General features: G+C 69.2%; 11 protein-coding genes. 7 read left to right on the top strand and 4 right to left on the bottom strand.

The window, feature by feature from the left end; translation table 11 throughout:
• Positions 1–51 precede the first annotated feature (51 nt).
• Positions 52–3,111 (bottom strand): NACHT domain-containing protein, encoded by a 3,060-nt coding sequence (locus ACWGE0_RS15160; protein ID WP_452261488.1) that lies wholly within the window; start codon positions 3,109–3,111, stop codon positions 52–54.
• Between the two features lie 224 nt (positions 3,112–3,335).
• On the opposite strand from ACWGE0_RS15160, the gene ACWGE0_RS15155 reads away from it, so the two are divergent.
• The 3 genes from ACWGE0_RS15155 to ACWGE0_RS15145 all read left to right on the top strand — a co-directional run bounded on the left by ACWGE0_RS15155 (position 3,336) and on the right by ACWGE0_RS15145 (position 7,554).
• Positions 3,336–4,187 carry a hypothetical protein gene (locus tag ACWGE0_RS15155; RefSeq protein WP_452261487.1) on the top strand — a complete coding sequence of 284 codons (852 nt, stop codon included), beginning with the start codon at positions 3,336–3,338 and terminating at the stop codon, positions 4,185–4,187.
• Positions 4,188–4,301: 114 nt separating this feature from the next.
• Positions 4,302–6,542 carry a LuxR C-terminal-related transcriptional regulator gene (locus tag ACWGE0_RS15150; protein ID WP_452261486.1) on the top strand — a complete coding sequence of 747 codons (2,241 nt, stop codon included), beginning with the start codon at positions 4,302–4,304 and terminating at the stop codon, positions 6,540–6,542.
• Positions 6,543–6,552: 10 nt separating this feature from the next.
• Complete coding sequence (locus ACWGE0_RS15145; RefSeq protein ID WP_452261485.1) at positions 6,553–7,554, top strand: hypothetical protein; 1,002 nt, start codon at positions 6,553–6,555, stop codon at positions 7,552–7,554.
• Here ACWGE0_RS15145 and ACWGE0_RS15140 read toward each other — a convergent pair.
• The gene (locus ACWGE0_RS15140; RefSeq protein WP_452261484.1) at positions 7,551–8,918 is read right to left on the bottom strand and encodes an IucA/IucC family protein; all 1,368 of its coding nucleotides are present in this window, start codon (positions 8,916–8,918) and stop codon (positions 7,551–7,553) included. The two genes, ACWGE0_RS15145 and ACWGE0_RS15140, sit on opposite strands and share 4 nt — an antisense overlap.
• 22 nt (positions 8,919–8,940) lie before the next feature.
• Here ACWGE0_RS15140 and ACWGE0_RS15135 point away from each other — a divergent pair, with 22 nt between their 5' ends.
• Positions 8,941–10,377 (top strand): IucA/IucC family protein, encoded by a 1,437-nt coding sequence (locus tag ACWGE0_RS15135; RefSeq protein ID WP_452261483.1) that lies wholly within the window; start codon positions 8,941–8,943, stop codon positions 10,375–10,377.
• A gap of 46 nt (positions 10,378–10,423) precedes the next feature.
• On the top strand, positions 10,424–12,508 hold the full coding sequence (locus ACWGE0_RS15130; RefSeq protein ID WP_452261482.1) for a glycoside hydrolase family 2 protein: 2,085 nt from the start codon (positions 10,424–10,426) through the stop codon (positions 12,506–12,508).
• Positions 12,509–12,976: 468 nt separating this feature from the next.
• On the opposite strand, the gene ACWGE0_RS15125 is transcribed toward ACWGE0_RS15130, so the two are convergent.
• Complete coding sequence (locus ACWGE0_RS15125; RefSeq protein WP_452261481.1) at positions 12,977–13,459, bottom strand: SRPBCC family protein; 483 nt, start codon at positions 13,457–13,459, stop codon at positions 12,977–12,979.
• Between the two features lie 102 nt (positions 13,460–13,561).
• Between ACWGE0_RS15125 and ACWGE0_RS15120 the strand changes: the two genes are divergently transcribed.
• Positions 13,562–14,488, top strand: a complete 927-nt coding sequence (locus ACWGE0_RS15120) for a helix-turn-helix domain-containing protein (RefSeq protein WP_452261480.1) — start codon at positions 13,562–13,564, stop codon at positions 14,486–14,488.
• Here ACWGE0_RS15120 and ACWGE0_RS15115 read toward each other — a convergent pair.
• On the bottom strand, positions 14,418–15,197 hold the full coding sequence (locus tag ACWGE0_RS15115) for a TetR/AcrR family transcriptional regulator (RefSeq protein ID WP_452261479.1): 780 nt from the start codon (positions 15,195–15,197) through the stop codon (positions 14,418–14,420). The two genes, ACWGE0_RS15120 and ACWGE0_RS15115, sit on opposite strands and share 71 nt — an antisense overlap.
• 109 nt (positions 15,198–15,306) lie before the next feature.
• On the opposite strand from ACWGE0_RS15115, the gene ACWGE0_RS15110 reads away from it, so the two are divergent.
• Entirely contained in the window at positions 15,307–16,014 is a 708-nt protein-coding gene (locus tag ACWGE0_RS15110) for a DUF2306 domain-containing protein (RefSeq protein WP_452261478.1), read from the top strand.
• Positions 16,015–16,056 lie beyond the last annotated feature (42 nt).

Here is a 16,056-nt window from a genome sequence, read left to right as displayed (position 1 = left end):
GGAGACCGGGTCAGACAGGGCGGCCCGGTCATGTCGCGGTGTCCGCGGCCCTCAGCCGAGAAGGCCCAGCTCGTTCGCCACCGTGCCCGCGCGGTAGACCAGGTCTGGCCGGTGGTGGCTGACGTCCGTGAAGTCCACCGAGGCGAACAGCGCCCGGAGATCTGGTTCGCAGTCCCGGTAGCCGCGCTCGTGCAGACGCAACAACGCGTCCAGCATCGGTATCTCGCAGCTGCCTGCCGCAGGCCCGGACTGCCTGTCGCGGAGCACGTCCAGCAGTTCCTTGTCAGAGCCACCTCTGCCGATCCGGTCGCAGAGCTGCACGACGAACGCACCGCTCTTGCCGAGCGTCGTCTTCGAGAGCTGGCGCAGGGTGTCCACGCTCACCGTGACGTCGCGGCGCAGGCAGTCGAGGACGACGTCGGGGAATCGGCTGGACCACCGCAGGTACTGCCGTGCCCTCTCCTCGGGGTGCATCGGCGACGCGGCCAGCCCGATCAACGCTCTGGCGTAGTCGACGTCGAACCGGCCTTCCGGAAGTGTCTCGAACGCGTACTTGAACTCGTTGACGGCCGGATCGCCGGTGAACCGGGCGTCCAGCGCCGCCTCGCGCAACGAGATCCGCCCGGCGAGACCGTCCAACTCGACCGAGGTCGGCAGCGGCGTGCCGATCGCCACGGTCGCGTGCGGCCGGTCGGTCCACCGCACGTAGATGGACTCGATGAGGGTGCGCCACTCGCTGTCGGTCAGCTGGGACTTCCACAACATCGCCAGCTTCGTCCAGTCGAGCACACCGATGTCGCGCGAATCGCAGACCCTGGCGAGCACGACGTGTAGCAGCACCAGGTTGAGACTGTAGATCGCGTAGCGCGCCGGCGCCGGCCTGCGCACCGGCTGGTAGGCCTCCAGCGATCGCGAACGAGGCGTTTGCGACAGCGCGAAAAGCTGCCGCACCAGCGTCTTCATCTCGTCGCGGTACTTGGCGGCACCGGCCATCTCCATCAGGAACTCGATCACCGGTGTGCTCGACGTGAGCGGGGCGAACGAAAGCAGGGCCCACAGCATGCTGTCGTCGGGCCGGGCACCCGTGATCCGCCGCCCCGTCGACTCCCGCTCGCACAGGTCGTTGAGCACGCACCAGGTGAACCTGGCTACCAGGAACTCGCCGAACGTGGCGTGCAGGAACTCGTACGTGTGGAGGCGGTGGTCATCCCGTGTCGCGGTGGCGCATTGGACGAAGAAGAAGAACCGGCCGACGATCCGGTCTCCTTCACTCAACGGAGTGCGCGTGCCGTCGGTCTGTTCGGACACGCCGGCGCGCAGCAACGCGGTCATGTCCTCGTCGATCGCGTTGCCGCCGACCCACTTGATGCCGCGCTGGAACATCGCGAACGCGACGACGGACAGCTTCTCCAGCTCCACCTCGACCGGGTCCTCGTCGGGCGACACCGCGTCGTTGCCCTTGTCGACCTCCCTGCGAGCGAAGCGGCGCAACAACTTCTCGTACAGGTCGACCTTGCCCAGGCTGTCGTGGTCGCGCTGCAACGCGTTCCCGACGGCGTCGTACAACGCGAGCATCAGCAGCAGGAGTGGTTGCTCGGCGAGGTCGTGATGATCGAGCACCGCGGTGGCGGGCAGCGGAACCAGGCCGTTCGCGGCGAAGTACCCCGCGTTCGACGAATTCCACACGTCGAGCCAGGACGCGACGTTCGAGTCGGTGAACGGCAGGAGCCGCAGCACGTCGGTGCCGAGCGGGATCTGCATGCCACCGGACACGCAGATCCGGCTGGTCACGACGAACGCCACGGGATGCCCGGCGTCCGCGCAGTCGCGCTGGAAGTCCTGGACCCGGTCCAGGAAGTCGGTCTGGCTCACCCCGGTGGCCTGGAGCAACTCGTCAAAACCGTCGAGCAGCACCACGGGCAACGCGTCACCCGCAGCCCGTGCCATCGCCGTGAAGCTCACGTCCTCGAGCAACGCCGTGCTGAGCCCGGCGTCGATCTGCCTGCGCACGTCGGCCTCCGCCGCGGCCGCCCGCAGTTCCACCCGGACCGTGAAGTAGTCGCTGGCGGGCAGTCGCGCGGCCAGGACCTTCGTCAGCAGCGACTTGCCCGATCCCGGATCACCGAGCACCACCAGCGGATGCGTCACCGCCCTCGGCGAGGTGAGGTGGCCGACGAGGTACTGGTAGAGATCCGACCGAGGCGGGAAGTCGTGCCACCACCCGAGCTCCGCCGGGTGAGCGTCCTGGGACATGGGCACGACCTGGTAGTCCGGGTCGATGTACGCGTCGCGGGTGAGCGGGATCTCCAGCCCGGCGGGCACCTGCCCAGGGTCGATGATCGGTCGGTCCAGCACCGCCCGATAGCGGCTGTGCAGCGCCTTTCGCCGCTCGTCGGGTTCGCCGCCGACCTGGGTGCGGGCCAGCGCCTCCTCCAGCCTCGCGAGACCCGCGGACACGCTGGCGTTCTCGTGCGCCTGCAGCCAGTACGCCAGCTCCTGATATTCCACCGCGAGCTTGCGGATCAGCTCCTCGTACCGCAGCAGCGCGCTGCCGTGCAGCGCGGACAACACGCCCTGGGTCCGGCGGCGCTGCTCGTCGGTCAACCGGGCCCAGATCGTCTTGCTCTTCAACAGCTTCAGGAACTCGCGGCAGGCCTGCTCGTACTGGTCCGCGAGTGCCTTGAGATTCTGCGCGTACGGCCGGTTCGCGCTGGGCAGCACGCCGTTGCCGTTGAAGATGCTGCTGAGGCCCACCAGTGCGTGCTGTTCGTCCTTGTCGAGCCCGAGCTCCTTGAGCTTGAACGGCAGGTCCACCTGCTTGAACGCCTCGAACAACGCGACGATCACGATCACGGTGTGCGCGGCGTGCAGCCGTTCGGACTGGCTGTACCGGCTCAGCCCTGACCGCTTCTCCCCGGCTTTGACCAGCAGCTCACGACTCAGCCGCACGAAGTCGGCCTTCGCGTCGAACCAGCCGAGGAGTTCGGAGGCCCCGCTCACCGAGCCGCCGAGCAACGCCAGCCCGACCAGCTTGTCGAGCTTGTCTACGAGCGCGCTCTCCTTCTTGCCCAGCAGCTTGACGGCGTCCGCGTAACTGTAGGTCTTGGCCACCTCCCAGAGTCTTGACACGTGATCATGACGCTGTGCGCGAGTTGCGATGACAGGTCGTTTGGTTCCGTCGAGCGGTTGTGGGCTGATCGGCCCAACGGGCCAGTCGCGGTGAACTTCTCCGTACAGTGCAGCTGAATTCTCCGTATCGCTCCACGGATGTCCGCACCCACCACTCGCAGCTGAAATGTCGAAGTCACATTTCACGAAATGCGAGGGGGATTCAGGTGCGCAGACTCATCGCGCTACTGGGAATCGGGCTGCTGTCTTGGACGACGGTGGGGACGGCGCAGGCCGCGCCGGTGTCCGTGCAGGCGGTCACCACGAAGATCGAGAAGGTCGTCAGCGACATCGACTCCGTCAGCCCGAAGGGCAAGACCGCGAACTGCCCGCCGGGCATGGTCGTGACGGGTGGCGGGTTCTCCACCGCGACCGGGGTCGGCAACGACGGGTCGGTCGTCATGGACGAGCTGATCATCAGGGACAACTTCGTGACCGGCACGGCCTACGAGGACGTCAACGGCACGTCGAAGAACTGGGGCATCACGGTGTTCGCCGTGTGCTCGAACCCGTTGCCCGGCTACGAGATCAAACTCGGCCGCAGCGTGAACACCGGGTCGGAATTCGAGAAGCCGGCGGTCGCCACCTGTTCTCCAGGCAAGGTCGTCATCGGTGGCGGGTTCCAGGTCACCGGCGGTGTGGGTGAGGTGGTGGTCGACGAACTGCTGCCGAGCAACACGCAGGTCTTCACCAAGGCCTTCGAGGGCAAGGCGGGCACGTCGCGGAGCTGGTTCCTCGACGCCTTCGCGGTCTGCGCGTTCCAGTCGGTGGGCTGGGAGATCGTCAACAAGGTCGGCCCGATCCACTCGTCCGGCAAGATCACCACACGGGAGTGCCCGGCGGGCAAGAAGGTGCTCGGCCCGATGTTCGACCTCACCGGTTCGCTCGGGCAGGCGCACATGATGTCCCTGCTCCCGAACGACATCCCGCGCCACGAGGTGTCCATCGCCGCGTTGGAGGACGACGACGGCACGACCAACTCGTGGGGCCTCAACAACTGGCAGATCTGCGCCAGCTGAGTGCACGGAGCCCAGGGGTCTCATGATCCCCGGGCTCCGTTGTCGATCAAGCAAACCGTGTCATGTCAACGAAATCGCTCGCTCTGGGCCGGTGCGGCTGTCACCATCGCCCGCATGGAGCTGGCCCTGCGCAGATGTCCCACGGCGACCGACACCACCGGCAGGCGCTGGCGTGAACCGCAGATCGCCTTCGCGCTCGGCCGGATCCGCACCCGCGGACTGCTGGTCACCGGCGAACCCGGCGTCGGCAGGACGTGGTTCGCGCGGGCCGTCGCCAGGCTGTCCGGCGCCGAGGTCCACTGGGTCGTCGCGACGGAGTCCAGCCGGTCCATCCCGTTCGGCGCACTGGCGGGACTCGCGGACGACCTGCACCCCGTCGCGGTGCTGAACTCCCTGCGCAAGAGGCTCGGGCCGCGCTCGCTGCTGGTCGTGGACGACGCCCACCTGCTCGACGAGGCCTCCGCGACCACCCTGCTCACGCTGGCCGCCGCCGGGACGTCGCGGCTGCTCGTCACGGCTCACCTGGGCGGACCGGTGCCGGACGCCGTGCTCGCGCTGGTCAAGGACGGGTTCCTGGACGAGCTGCCGCTCCAGCCGTTCGGCCGCGCGGACACCGCCGGGGCACTGGCCGAAGGCCTCGGCGCCGAGATCGCGCCCCGCACGGCCGACCTGCTCTGGCGGTGGAGCAGGGGCAACGGACGCCACCTGACCGAACTGGTGCAGCGCGGCCTGACGGACGGCACACTCACCCGGATCGGCGACGTGTGGGTGTGGCGCGGTGACACCGACGTCCCGCCCGTCGCGGCCCAGCCGATCACCGGACTGTCGGCCGCGGGCGTCGAGGCGTTGTGCGCGCTGGTGCTCGCCGAGCCGATCACCTTGGACGCGTTGTGCGCGACCGCCTCGCCGGAGGGGTTCGCCGAGATCGAGGAACGCGGCCTGGTCGGCGGCACGGCGGGGATCGTCCGGCTGGCGCACCCGATGCTGGCCGCGGCCGCCGCGCCGCATCTCACGCCGTTGCGCCGCCGTCGGCTGGTGGACCGGCTGCTGGCCGCTGACTCCGGCAGGCCGCACCTGCTGCTCGACTCGGGCGTCACCGACCCGGCGCGGTTCGTAGCGGCGGCCCGTGAGGTGCTGCTGGACCAGCCGAAGCTGGCCGTCCAACTCGCCGAACGCGCCTTGCCGCTGGACTCCGGCCCGCACGCGGCACTCGTGCTGGCCGACGCGCACGCGGAGAGCGGTTCGCCTGCTTCGGCGTGGGAGGCACATCGCATTGCCTCCCACCGTGTTCGTGACGACGACGACAGGCTCGCCGTGGTGCTCGCCCAGGCGTCGCTGACGATCTGGTGCGACCGCAAACCCGGTGAGGCGGTGGACCTGCTGGAGAAAGCCCCGCTGCCAGAACGGTTTCACGCCGACCTGGAATCGGCGGCCGCGGTGGCACTGCTGTTCTCGGCCCGCCCCGCCGACGCGCTGACCCGTGCCGAGAAGGTCCTCGCGGGCGACCCGCCGCGGACCGCGTGGGGCAGGGCGACCCTCGTCGCCGCGGCGGCCCTGGTGATGGCCGACCGGCCGCGCGAAGCCGGCGAGGCGATGGCCAGGCTGACCGGTGCGACCGACGTGTCGGCGTACTACCAGGGCCTCGCCCGGTCCGTGGTGGGCCTGCTCGGACCGGACGGCGACGCGCCGGACCTGGCCCGGCTGCGCGAGGCCCATCTCGCGCAGAGCAGCGGCAGGGGAGCGTTCCGGTCCGAGGTGACCGCCAACCTCGCCGTGGCCGAGGCGGCGGCCGGTCTGCCGATCACCGAGAAGCCGGACGAGGTGGCGGTGCTGCCCGCGCTGGGCACGTGGGTGGAGGCCGTCGCCGCCGCCGCGCGCAACGAGCCGTCGGCCGGCCTGTACCTGGCCGCCGCCCGCGAGGCCGCCGACGCGGGATCGGTGCGTTGCATGGTCTATTACCTCGCCGCGGCGGCGGAACAGGGTGCGGCCGCCGAAGCCGTGCACGCGCTCGGCGACCGTTGCTTCGAGGCACCGGACACCAGGGCCCGCGCGATCGGGATCTGCGCCCGTGCCTCACGATCCGGCCCCGATCTGCTGGCGGCGGCGCAGGCCCACCGCGCGGCCGGGATGCCTGCGGAGGCGGTGAAGTTCACCGAACTGGCCGAGCGCAAGCACACGTCCGGGCTCACCAAACGCGAGCTGGAGGTCGTGCGGCACGCGGCGGCGGGCATGACCGACCGGCGGATCGCCGAACGGCTCGTGGTCTCGGTGCGCACGGTGGAAAGCCATCTCGCGGCGGCGTACCGGAAGCTCGCGATCAGCTCCCGGCAGGAGCTGGCGGGCCTCTTCGCCTGACAATGGGCGCATGCCGACGTCTGCCGAGTGGCTCGAAGTGCGCGCTCACCTGCTGGAACACCGCCACGCCCTGGCGTTGAAGGCTGTTTCGGAGTACCCGGACGTGCCCAGGGTCGCCGGCATACCCCTCCTCACCGCCCCGCACTGGACGCCTGCCGGGCCGATCCCGCTGGCCGATCTTTCGCTGGAGCTGCGGGGGTCTGGGCAGTTCCCCCGCGTGGGATCCGAGCTCCCAGACGGCTTCGACAGCTACTCCGAGGCGATGGCCGCGCTTGCCGCGCCTTCCGTTTTCCAGAACCGCGAGACCTACCGCCTGCTCGACTTCACCGGCAGGCACCTGACGTTCGGCATCGGCTCGTACTTCGACGGCATCGACGTGGGCGAGGCCTGCGCGCACGAGTACGCGGCCCGTTCGCTCGGCCACGCTTCCGCGCTGCCGCTGCGTGCTTCTGTCGGCGACCCGTGCGACCTCACGCGCCGCCCGGTCAACGTCGCCATCAGCACTCTCACCATCCGCCACTCGCCTGGTGAGCCGACGTTCTTCCTGCACTGGCGCGACCCGAAGCGCGTCGGCCACGCAGGCGGGATGTACCAGGTGCTGCCCGTCGGCGTCTTCCAAGGCGCCCAGGACAGCGACTTCTCGTTGTGGCACTGCATGATCCGCGAATTCGCCGAAGAGCTGCTGGGCGTGCCGGAGATCCACTGCGCCGACTACGAGACCTGGCCGTTCGCCCAGCGGCTGACCTCGGCGGCCCGCGTGTTCTACCTCGGCATGGGCGTGGACCCGCTGACGTTCGCCACCGACATGCTGACCGTCGCGGTGATCGAGGCCTCCGAGTTCGACCAGCTGTTCGGCGATCTGGTGTCGCACAACGACGAGGGCCGCGTGCTCGAGGGACTTCCGTTCACCGCTGCGAACATCGACCGCTTCGTGCACCACGAACCGACTCAGGCGGCCGGCGCGGCGCTGTTGTCGCTGGCATGGCAGCACCGCGAGATGTTGTTGGGCTAGAACGGGTTCGGCAGGTACGCCCACGCCGTCGTCGCCGGGTCGAGCCGCATCAACGTGAGCGGCTTGGCAGGGATCGGGTCGTGCAGCAACGCGTGCCGGTCGGGCGTGTCCGGGACCGCCCTCGCGACCGCCTGCCAGAGTTCCGCTGCCGGTGCGTCGAGGGCGGTGACGAGTCCGGTCAGCGCGGTCGCGAAGAACGTGGCGAACGTCTTGGCGCGCAAGGCTTCTGGGCTCGCGTGCAGTCGTGACGGCAGGTTCGCGCGCGGGCTGACGCGGATGTCGGCCAGGTCGCGGTAGATCAACCGGTTCGGCCTGCCGTTGACGAGGCCGATGACGAGGTTCTGTTCGTGCGCCTCCAACGCCACGCCGCGGGCGAGCAGGGTCATCAACGGTGGCACGGCCAGTTCGGCGAACTCTGCGAGCCACCTGACCGGGTCGCCGAGTGCGCGGATCGGGGGAGGGCCGCCGTCCACCGGGCGCGCGGTCAGCGCGGCCAGCGGCAACAGGGTTTCCTGCGGGTGCGGCACGGGTTTGTCGCGCAGGATCACGCCCAGCGCGCGGTTCGGGTCGCCGTCGGTGAGCACCGCGGCCGACGCGCGGTTGGGCTGCAGTTCGATGCCCTCGACAACGGTGCTGAGGAAGTCGGAGACCGTGGTGGCCGTGGCGATCGAGCCACCGGAGATGTCCCGCACGGCCGAGGTGATCTGCGCGCTCAGCGTCGTTTTGACGTGCCAGGCGCCGGCCGACAGGGTGCGCAGGGCCATCAACGGGCTGGCGTCCAGCGTGCCGATCGTGGGTACGTTCAGCCGGTCGGCCTGCCACGGGTGCAGCGGCAGGAGGATCTGCGCGCCGGCTGACAGTTCGGCGGGCCAGTCGCCGAACACGACGTGGTCCTCGGTCGGGTGCAGCCGCAGCGCGACGACCTGGCGGTGCTCGGGGCCGTACGCCAGGTGGTCGCGGGCGGTGAACCCGGTGCGGTTGCGGCAACACGGGTGCAGCGGATGGCCGTCGACCACGCTCTGCTCGTGCTCCTCCAACGTCCGTTCGAGGAATGGGGTCGTGAGCGGGCTCGTTGTGCGGGAGAGCGCCAGTCCGGCCACGCTGTGGGCGACTTCGGTGATCAAGCTCCCGGAGTCGCGCCAGCCCAGTGCGGTGAGGAGGTGGACCGGATGGGAATACTGGGTTGGGTCGCCGCTGACCTGCGGCAACGGCTCGATCGCGAGGGCTCGGCGCAGGCGCGCGAGGATCGCCGCGCGGGCTCCGGGCAGCGCCGTGAGGAACCTCTCAGCACGCTCGCCGTCCAACGCGGCGAGGAACTCGGTCTCGACCGGCGTTTGCGTCAGAATGATCAGATCCTGACACATCGCCAGAGGGAAGCGGACACCGGTGGAAACGATCACTGATCCCGACGGCATCACCTCGACCGCCCTGCTGAACTGCCTGCGCCGCGAGGTCGGGGAGCAGGGGCCTGAGGGCACGATCCGGCTTCCGCGCACCGACGTGCTGCTGCGGGCGCGGGAAGGTCGTTGGCTGTCGGAGCCCGAGGTGTTCTCCGGGACGTGGCAGCCGGTGTCGTGGCAGGAGCTCGCGGTGCTGATCACCAAGGAGCTCGGCGATCCACCGGTCGGCTTCCTCGACGAGATCGCGGGGTCGCGGTCCGCCATCGCCGCCGTTCTCGCCGCTCGTCCTGCCCCGCCCTCCGACCTCTACCGACGCTCCGAGCAGGCCTTGATCGCCGGCCACCGCTACCACCCGGCGCCGAAGGGCCGCGGGGGCCTGCCCGCGGCGGAGTGGCTGCCGTACGCGCCCGAGGTGCACGCGCGGTTTTCGTTGGTACACCTGGAAGGCGAGTTCGTCGACGACGGCGAGGTGCCGCTGCCCGCCGGGGTGCTGCCCGCGCATCCTTGGCAGCTTTCATTGCTGGGGCGCTCCGGGCCGGTGGCTGATCACGAGGTGTGGCCGACGTCGTCGGTGCGCACGGTCTACGACCCGGCCGCGGATCTGTTCTACAAGTTCAGCCTCGACGTGCAGATCACCAACGACGTGCGCCGGTTGTGGGCCCACGACCTGCGCTGGATCCCACCGCTCGCCCGGCTGCTGAGACCGGTGTTCGCGGACATCGCCTCGGTGTACCCCGGGTCGGCGTTCCTGATCGACCGCGGCTACCGGACTTCGCCGGAATCCTTTGAGGGACTCGCGGTGGTGGTGCGGGACGGTGTTCGCCAGCACACCCTGCCCGGTGTGACCCCGTTGCTGGCGGCCGGAATCAGCGAAGGGTTCGACGGCAACCCGTTGGACGGCTTGGACGCTGACGGTGCGCTGCGGTGGTTCCGGCAGTACGTCTCTGTCGTCGTTCCTCCTGTGCTGCATGCGTTCTTCGCGCACGGCGTGGTGATGGAGTGTCATCTGCAGAACGTGCTGGTCGGTGTGGACTCGTCCGGTCTGCCGGTCCAGGCGATCTACCGCGATCCTGAAGGCATGCGGTTGTTGCCTCGGCACGCCCAACTGTTGTCCGAAGTGGACGGAGAAGGCCGGGGTGTGTCTGAGGCGAAGGGCTGGGAGAGGCTCCAGTACTGCCTCGTCGTGAACCACCTCGTGGAGATCGCCGGCGCGGTGCTGGACCGGCACCCCGAGCTGGACGTGTGGGCGGAGGCGCGCGCCGTTTTCGTTGCGTATGCAAGGGATCACGGATGTGAACAGCTCTTGTCGTTGCTGGAGAGCCCCTTCGTCCCGGCGAAGGCGAACCTGTTGTTGCGCTGGACGCGAGCCGAGGGCGCGGCGAGCCGTTACGTCGATTGTCCAAACCCGTTGTACCGGAACTAGGACCGTTCGTTGACGCCGTGTCAGCGGCGCCAATAGCGTTCAGGGCATGACACGTCTGCTGGCGTTGCTCGTGCTGATCTCGGCGATGTTCGTTGGTGCACCGGCAGCTTCGGCGTACGTGCCACCGGTGACACGCGCGCAGGTGAGTCTCGACGCGGGCTGGCGGTTCCTGCGTGCGGACGCGGCTGGAGCCGAGGCACCGGGATTCAACGACTCCGCGTGGACCTCCGTGAACGTCCCGCACACCTGGAACGCCCAGGACGGGCAGGACGGCGGCTCGAACTACTACCGGGGAATCGGCTGGTACCGCAAGCACTTCACGCCGTCCACGACGTTGTCCGGGCGCCGCCTGTGGTTGCAGTTCGACGGCGTGAACCAGGTCGCGGACGTGTGGGTGAACGGCGTCAAGCTGGGCCAGCACCGCGGCGGCTTCGCCGGGTTCCGCTACGACGCGACCTCGGCTCTGAAACTGGGCCAGGACAACGTGATCGCGGTGAAGGCCGACAACCGCGCGGTGGCGGACGTGGCGCCGTTGTCCGCTGACTTCACGTTCTTCGGCGGCATCTACCGCAACGTCTCGCTGACCGCGCTGGATCAGCTCGGCGTCCGCATGGGCGACTCCGGCGGCCCCGGCGTCTATCTGCGGCAACGGTCTTTGTCCGACGCGTCCGCGAGTGTCGAGGTGACGACCAAGGCGTGGAACAACCGTGCTTCTGCCGCACGGGTAAAGGTTCGCGCGGTCGTGGTGGATCACGCGGGGGTGATCGTCGGTGAGAGCGTGACCGCGACCCGTTCGGTCAACGCTGCCGCCGGTTTCGACACCGTGCAGACGCTCACGATCCCGCGCCCGCACCGGTGGAACGGCAAGGCCGATCCGTACCTCTACCGCGCGAGTGTCGAGATCATCGACGCCGACACCGGCGTGGTGAAGGACGTCGTGACCGAACCGCTCGGCCTGCGCACCACGGCGGTCGACGCCAACACCGGGTTCTCGTTGAACGGCAAGCAGTTGCGCCTCAACGGCGTGAACGCGCACCAGGACCGGCTCAACGCCGGGTGGGCCGTGACGCAGGCCGACCAGCGTCAGGACTTCGACCTGATGGACGAGATGGGCGTCAACGCGTTGCGGACCGCCCACTACCAGCAGGCCGAGCACGTCTACGACCTCGCCGACCAGCGCGGTTACGTGGTGTGGACGGAGATCCCGCTGGTCAACGAGGTGACCGACAGCGCGGCGTTCCGGGCGAACGCCCAGCAGCAGCTGCTGGAGATGATCCGCCAGAACTTCAACCACCCGTCCATCGCGTTCTGGGGCATCGGCAACGAGCAGAAGACCAGCAACACCGCCACGAACAACCTGCTGCGCGACCTGGCCGCGTCCGTGCGCGCCGAGGACTCCGGCCGCCACTCGACCTACGCGTCGCACATCGGCGACCGCGACCCGGTGTCGAGCCACGCCGAACTCGCCGCCTACAACAAGTACTACGGCTGGTACGACAACAGCAGTACCGGCCCCGGCGGCTGGGCCGACCGCCTGCACGCCGCCGACCCGGCCCGCAAGATCTCGCTGAGCGAGTACGGCGCCGGCGGCAGCATCGCCCAGCACGAGGAAAACCCGAAGCCGCCCGTGACGACCTCGCGCTGGCACCCGGAGGAGTACCAGACCCTGGTGCACGAGAACTCGTGGGCGCAGCTGAAGACTCGGTCTTTCCTGTGGGGCACGTTCGTGTGGAACATGTTCGACTTCGCGGTCGACAGCCGTTCAGAAGGCGACACCCTGGGCCGCAACGACAAGGGCCTCGTCACCTACGACCGCGCGGTCCGCAAGGACTCGTTCTACCTGTACAAGGCTCAGTGGACCAACACCCCGTTCGTCCACCTGAACAGCGCCCGCTGGACCCAGCGAACCGCCGCCGCCACCACGGTTCGCGCCTACGCCACCACGGACAACGTGCAGCTGATCCTGAACGGCGTCGCAGTCGGCGCCCCGAAACCGCCGGCCCCGGACCGCATCTACACGTGGCCGATCACCCTGCGGCCGGGCGCCAACACGGTGACGATCACCGGTACGCGAGATGGCCGTGCCTACACCGACACGGCCACCTGGACGCTCGCCACTGCGCCTGCATAGGTCGAAACCACAGGGCGATATCAGCCCCGCGAAGCCTTCGAGGTCGTCAACGGCCGGCGCGCCATCAACGCGCGCCGCCGCAGTGACCTGAGCGATGGCGTCTGCCGCCCGTTCCCGAACCACGGCGAGCAATCGGACGAAGACGGCACTTGGCTCGGGAGAGGAGTCACTCCTCAGCCACCGAGCCAGCACCACCCGAACTTCTCCTCACGTCGTGCGCCTTGAACCGTGCAACGACTCGCAACAGATCCGCCACCGGCCAAGCGAGCTTGAACACCGGCACCGCATTCGCCCGAGACGCGTTTCTTGTCCCAATGCTCACGCGCAACCGCATCGATGACGTCGAGCATGCGAATGGCCTCGGTGGCGACAAACCGTTGATCTTCCGTGACCAGGCGGGGCGCGGGACGGCGGACGCAGGCGCCGGGTCGTCAGTCTCGTCGTCGTGCCCGACGAACCGGCGGAGCGCTAGACCTGGTTGTGCGTGATCCATTCGGCGAGCGAGATCAGCGTGGTCTCGGCGCTCGCGGCCATGTAGTCGCGCAACGCGGCCAAGTCCACGCGGGTGCTGCCCAGCACCGGATCCAGCCGGAGCAGCCGCCACGACTGTTCCGCCACGGTGCCGCGGCCGCGAGCGTGGAACGTCCAGGTCCACTCGACGATGCCGTCGACCACGAAGGCGAAAGCGCTGCCAGGCTCGGCTTTCACCACCTGCGAGCGGGTGGTCCACTCCTTGCCGTTCCTGCGGTTGCGGCCGCTGAACCACGCGCCGACCTCAGGCCCAGCGCCTTCGTCGTAGGCGACGTCTGTCGCGTTAGGACTCCAGCGGCTGATCGCGGATACATCGCTGACGAGCCGGTAGATGTCCGCAGGGGCGGCGTCGATCCACGCACGGCGCGTGAAGGTGAAGTCGGACGCGTCCACTGCCTCGATGTCTTCGGTGGTGGTCATGGCGCCAATTGCACTGTTCTTCCCGTGCGCGCACCACTCCCGGCTCTGCATATCCCTGGCTGGGACAGGTAACGCGGCCGGCTCGAGCCCATACTCGGATCCATGGGCGAATCCGGACGGCTCGGGGCTTTCCTCAAGACGCGGCGCGCGCAGCTTCGTCCCGAGGACGCCGGCGTCCCGGACTACGGCGAGCGGCGGCGGGTACCGGGTCTGCGCCGGGAGGAACTGGCGCGCCTGGCCGGTGTCAGCAGCTCCTACTACACCAGGCTCGAACAGGGGCACTCGTCCGGCGCGTCGCCCGAGGTCCTGGACGCGCTCGCCACCGCTCTGCGGCTGGACGAGGCGGAACGGCAGCACCTGCACGCCCTGGCCAGGCCGGCGAACCAGTCACGCCGAGCGCGCCGCCAGGCTCCCGAACGCGTGTCGGAGGCGACCGGCCAGCTGCTCGACGCGCTGGCGGGCGTTCCCGCGATCGTGCTCGGCCGCCGCAGCGACGTGCTGGCCTGGAACAGGCTGGGGCACGCGTTGTTCGCCGGACACCTGGACTTCCACGCCGTGGCGGCACCTCGGCGTCCGAACATGGCGCAGCTGGTGTTCCTCGACGCGCACACCCGTGAGCTGTACGCGGACTGGCCGGCCAAAGCCAAGGCGGTGGTGGGGAACCTCCGTCTGGTCGCGGGGGAACATCCGGACGACACCACGTTGCACGAACTGGTGGGACAGCTCAGTGCGAACAGCTCGGACTTCGCCTCGATGTGGGCGGACCACCGCGTCAAAGCCTGTGCGACGGCCGTCTACGAGATGAGGCACCCGCTGGTCGGGCGGCTGGTCGTCACGCAGCAGACCCTGACCAGCGGTCCAGGTCCAAGCATCGTGGTCGCGACCGCACCGGCGGGCTCGCCCTCGCACACCACGCTGACCCTGCTCGCCCAAGCCGTCCCGTCGAGCGCCAGCGGCATCACGAGCGGCGGGTTTTCGCCGCCACCCAGCCCTCGACACCGTCCAGAAACCGGTCCACGCCGAAGCTGAGCTCGAACGGCAGCGCGTCGTCCGCTCCCTCGGAGCTGAGGTGATGACCGGCGACCTCGGCCGCGTGGACGGCGGTCAGCGCCGGGTAGTCCTCCGGGTCGATGAGCTCGGTGACGAGGTGGGTGAGGTCGGCGTCCGTGTGCGGGATCCCGTCGGGGCGCTTGTGGGCGCTGGTCATGTTCATGCTGATCTGCGCAGTCCCACGCACGACTGCGGTCAGGTGTAGAGCCGCCCCTCGCGCCTCGCCGCCGACCAGTCCGGCCGCCAGCAGCGGGCGCAGCAGACGGTCCAGCCAGGCGAGCTGGTTGGGGCCGACGGGTGCGTGGTCGAGCGGGACGCGCAGCATCCACGGGCGGCTCTGGAAACCGGCCCACAGCGCGCCGACCCAGCGCCGGACCGCCTGCCGGAAGTCCGTTGCGTCGCCGAGGTCGGGGGGTGCGCCCGCGCCGATGTCGGCGGCCACCTCCAGCAGCAGGTCCTTGCTCGGGACGTGGTTGTAGAGCGACATCGTCGAGTAGCCGAGCTCGGCGGCGATCCGTTGCATGGACAGCGCTTCCAGTCCGTCGGCGTCCGCGATCCGGACGGCGGCCTGCGCGATCAGCTCCACGCTGAGCTGGGACCGGGGGCCACGCCGGCCGCGGCGCTGACCCGCCCACAGCAGCGTGAGGCTGCGCTGCAGGTCCGGGTCCTTGTTGTCGCGAGTCGTCATCCGCCATCCCGTCAGTTCGGTCCGGTGTCATCCTAAAACTATGTACGTCATACGTTTCTATGTATGGTGTACGTAGTTTCCGGCTGGTCCCCATCACGAACGGACTGTCATGACCTCGACCACGAACGCGCCGCCCGCGTCTCCGTCCCTGCGGAAGGTCGCCTGGTGGCGCAGACCCTGGATCGTGCCGCTGATGCTGGTGGTCGCGGCGTTCCTGGCGTTCTCCGTGCCGCCTTACCTGACCTTCGACCCGGCCCACTCCCGGCTGAAACCGCCGGAGGGCAACGACCTCTACTACCCGCTGCTGGTCGCGCACGTGCTCTGCGGCACCGTCGCGATGGCGACCGCCTGTTTCCAGGTCTGGCCGGCGTTCCGCGCGCGGCACCGGGCCGGGCACCGGATCACCGGCCGGATCTACGTCTACGCCGGGGCGCTGCCCGCCGGTCTGCTCGGGCTGTACATCGGCTGGCACACGGTGGCGGGCCCCTCCGTGCTGGTGGCCAACCTGGTGGGATCGGCGCTGTGGCTGATCACCACGATCATCGGACTGCGGATGGCCGTGCTGCGCCGCTACGACGAGCACCGCAGGTGGATGTCGCGCAGCTTCGCGCTCGCCATGTCGATCGCGCTGAGCCGGGTCGTCAACATCCCGGCGATGATCTTGCTCACGCCCCAGGTCGACACCGCCTTCGGTGGCAGCCGCGAACTGATGCGCAACACCGCGACGAGCATCGGCGTCTGGCTCAGCCCGCTGCTCCTGCTGCTGCTCGCGGACTGGATTCTGGACCGCCGCAGGCCGCGCCGGCGACCGTCCTAAAAGGACCGACTGGCCTGTTGAGACGCGATCCGTCAGGAGAGC

It is taken from the genome of Lentzea sp. NPDC054927 (assembly GCF_053610285.1).
Note: the sequence above shows the minus strand (reverse complement) of the source record. Positions and strands in the feature narration are given on the sequence as shown.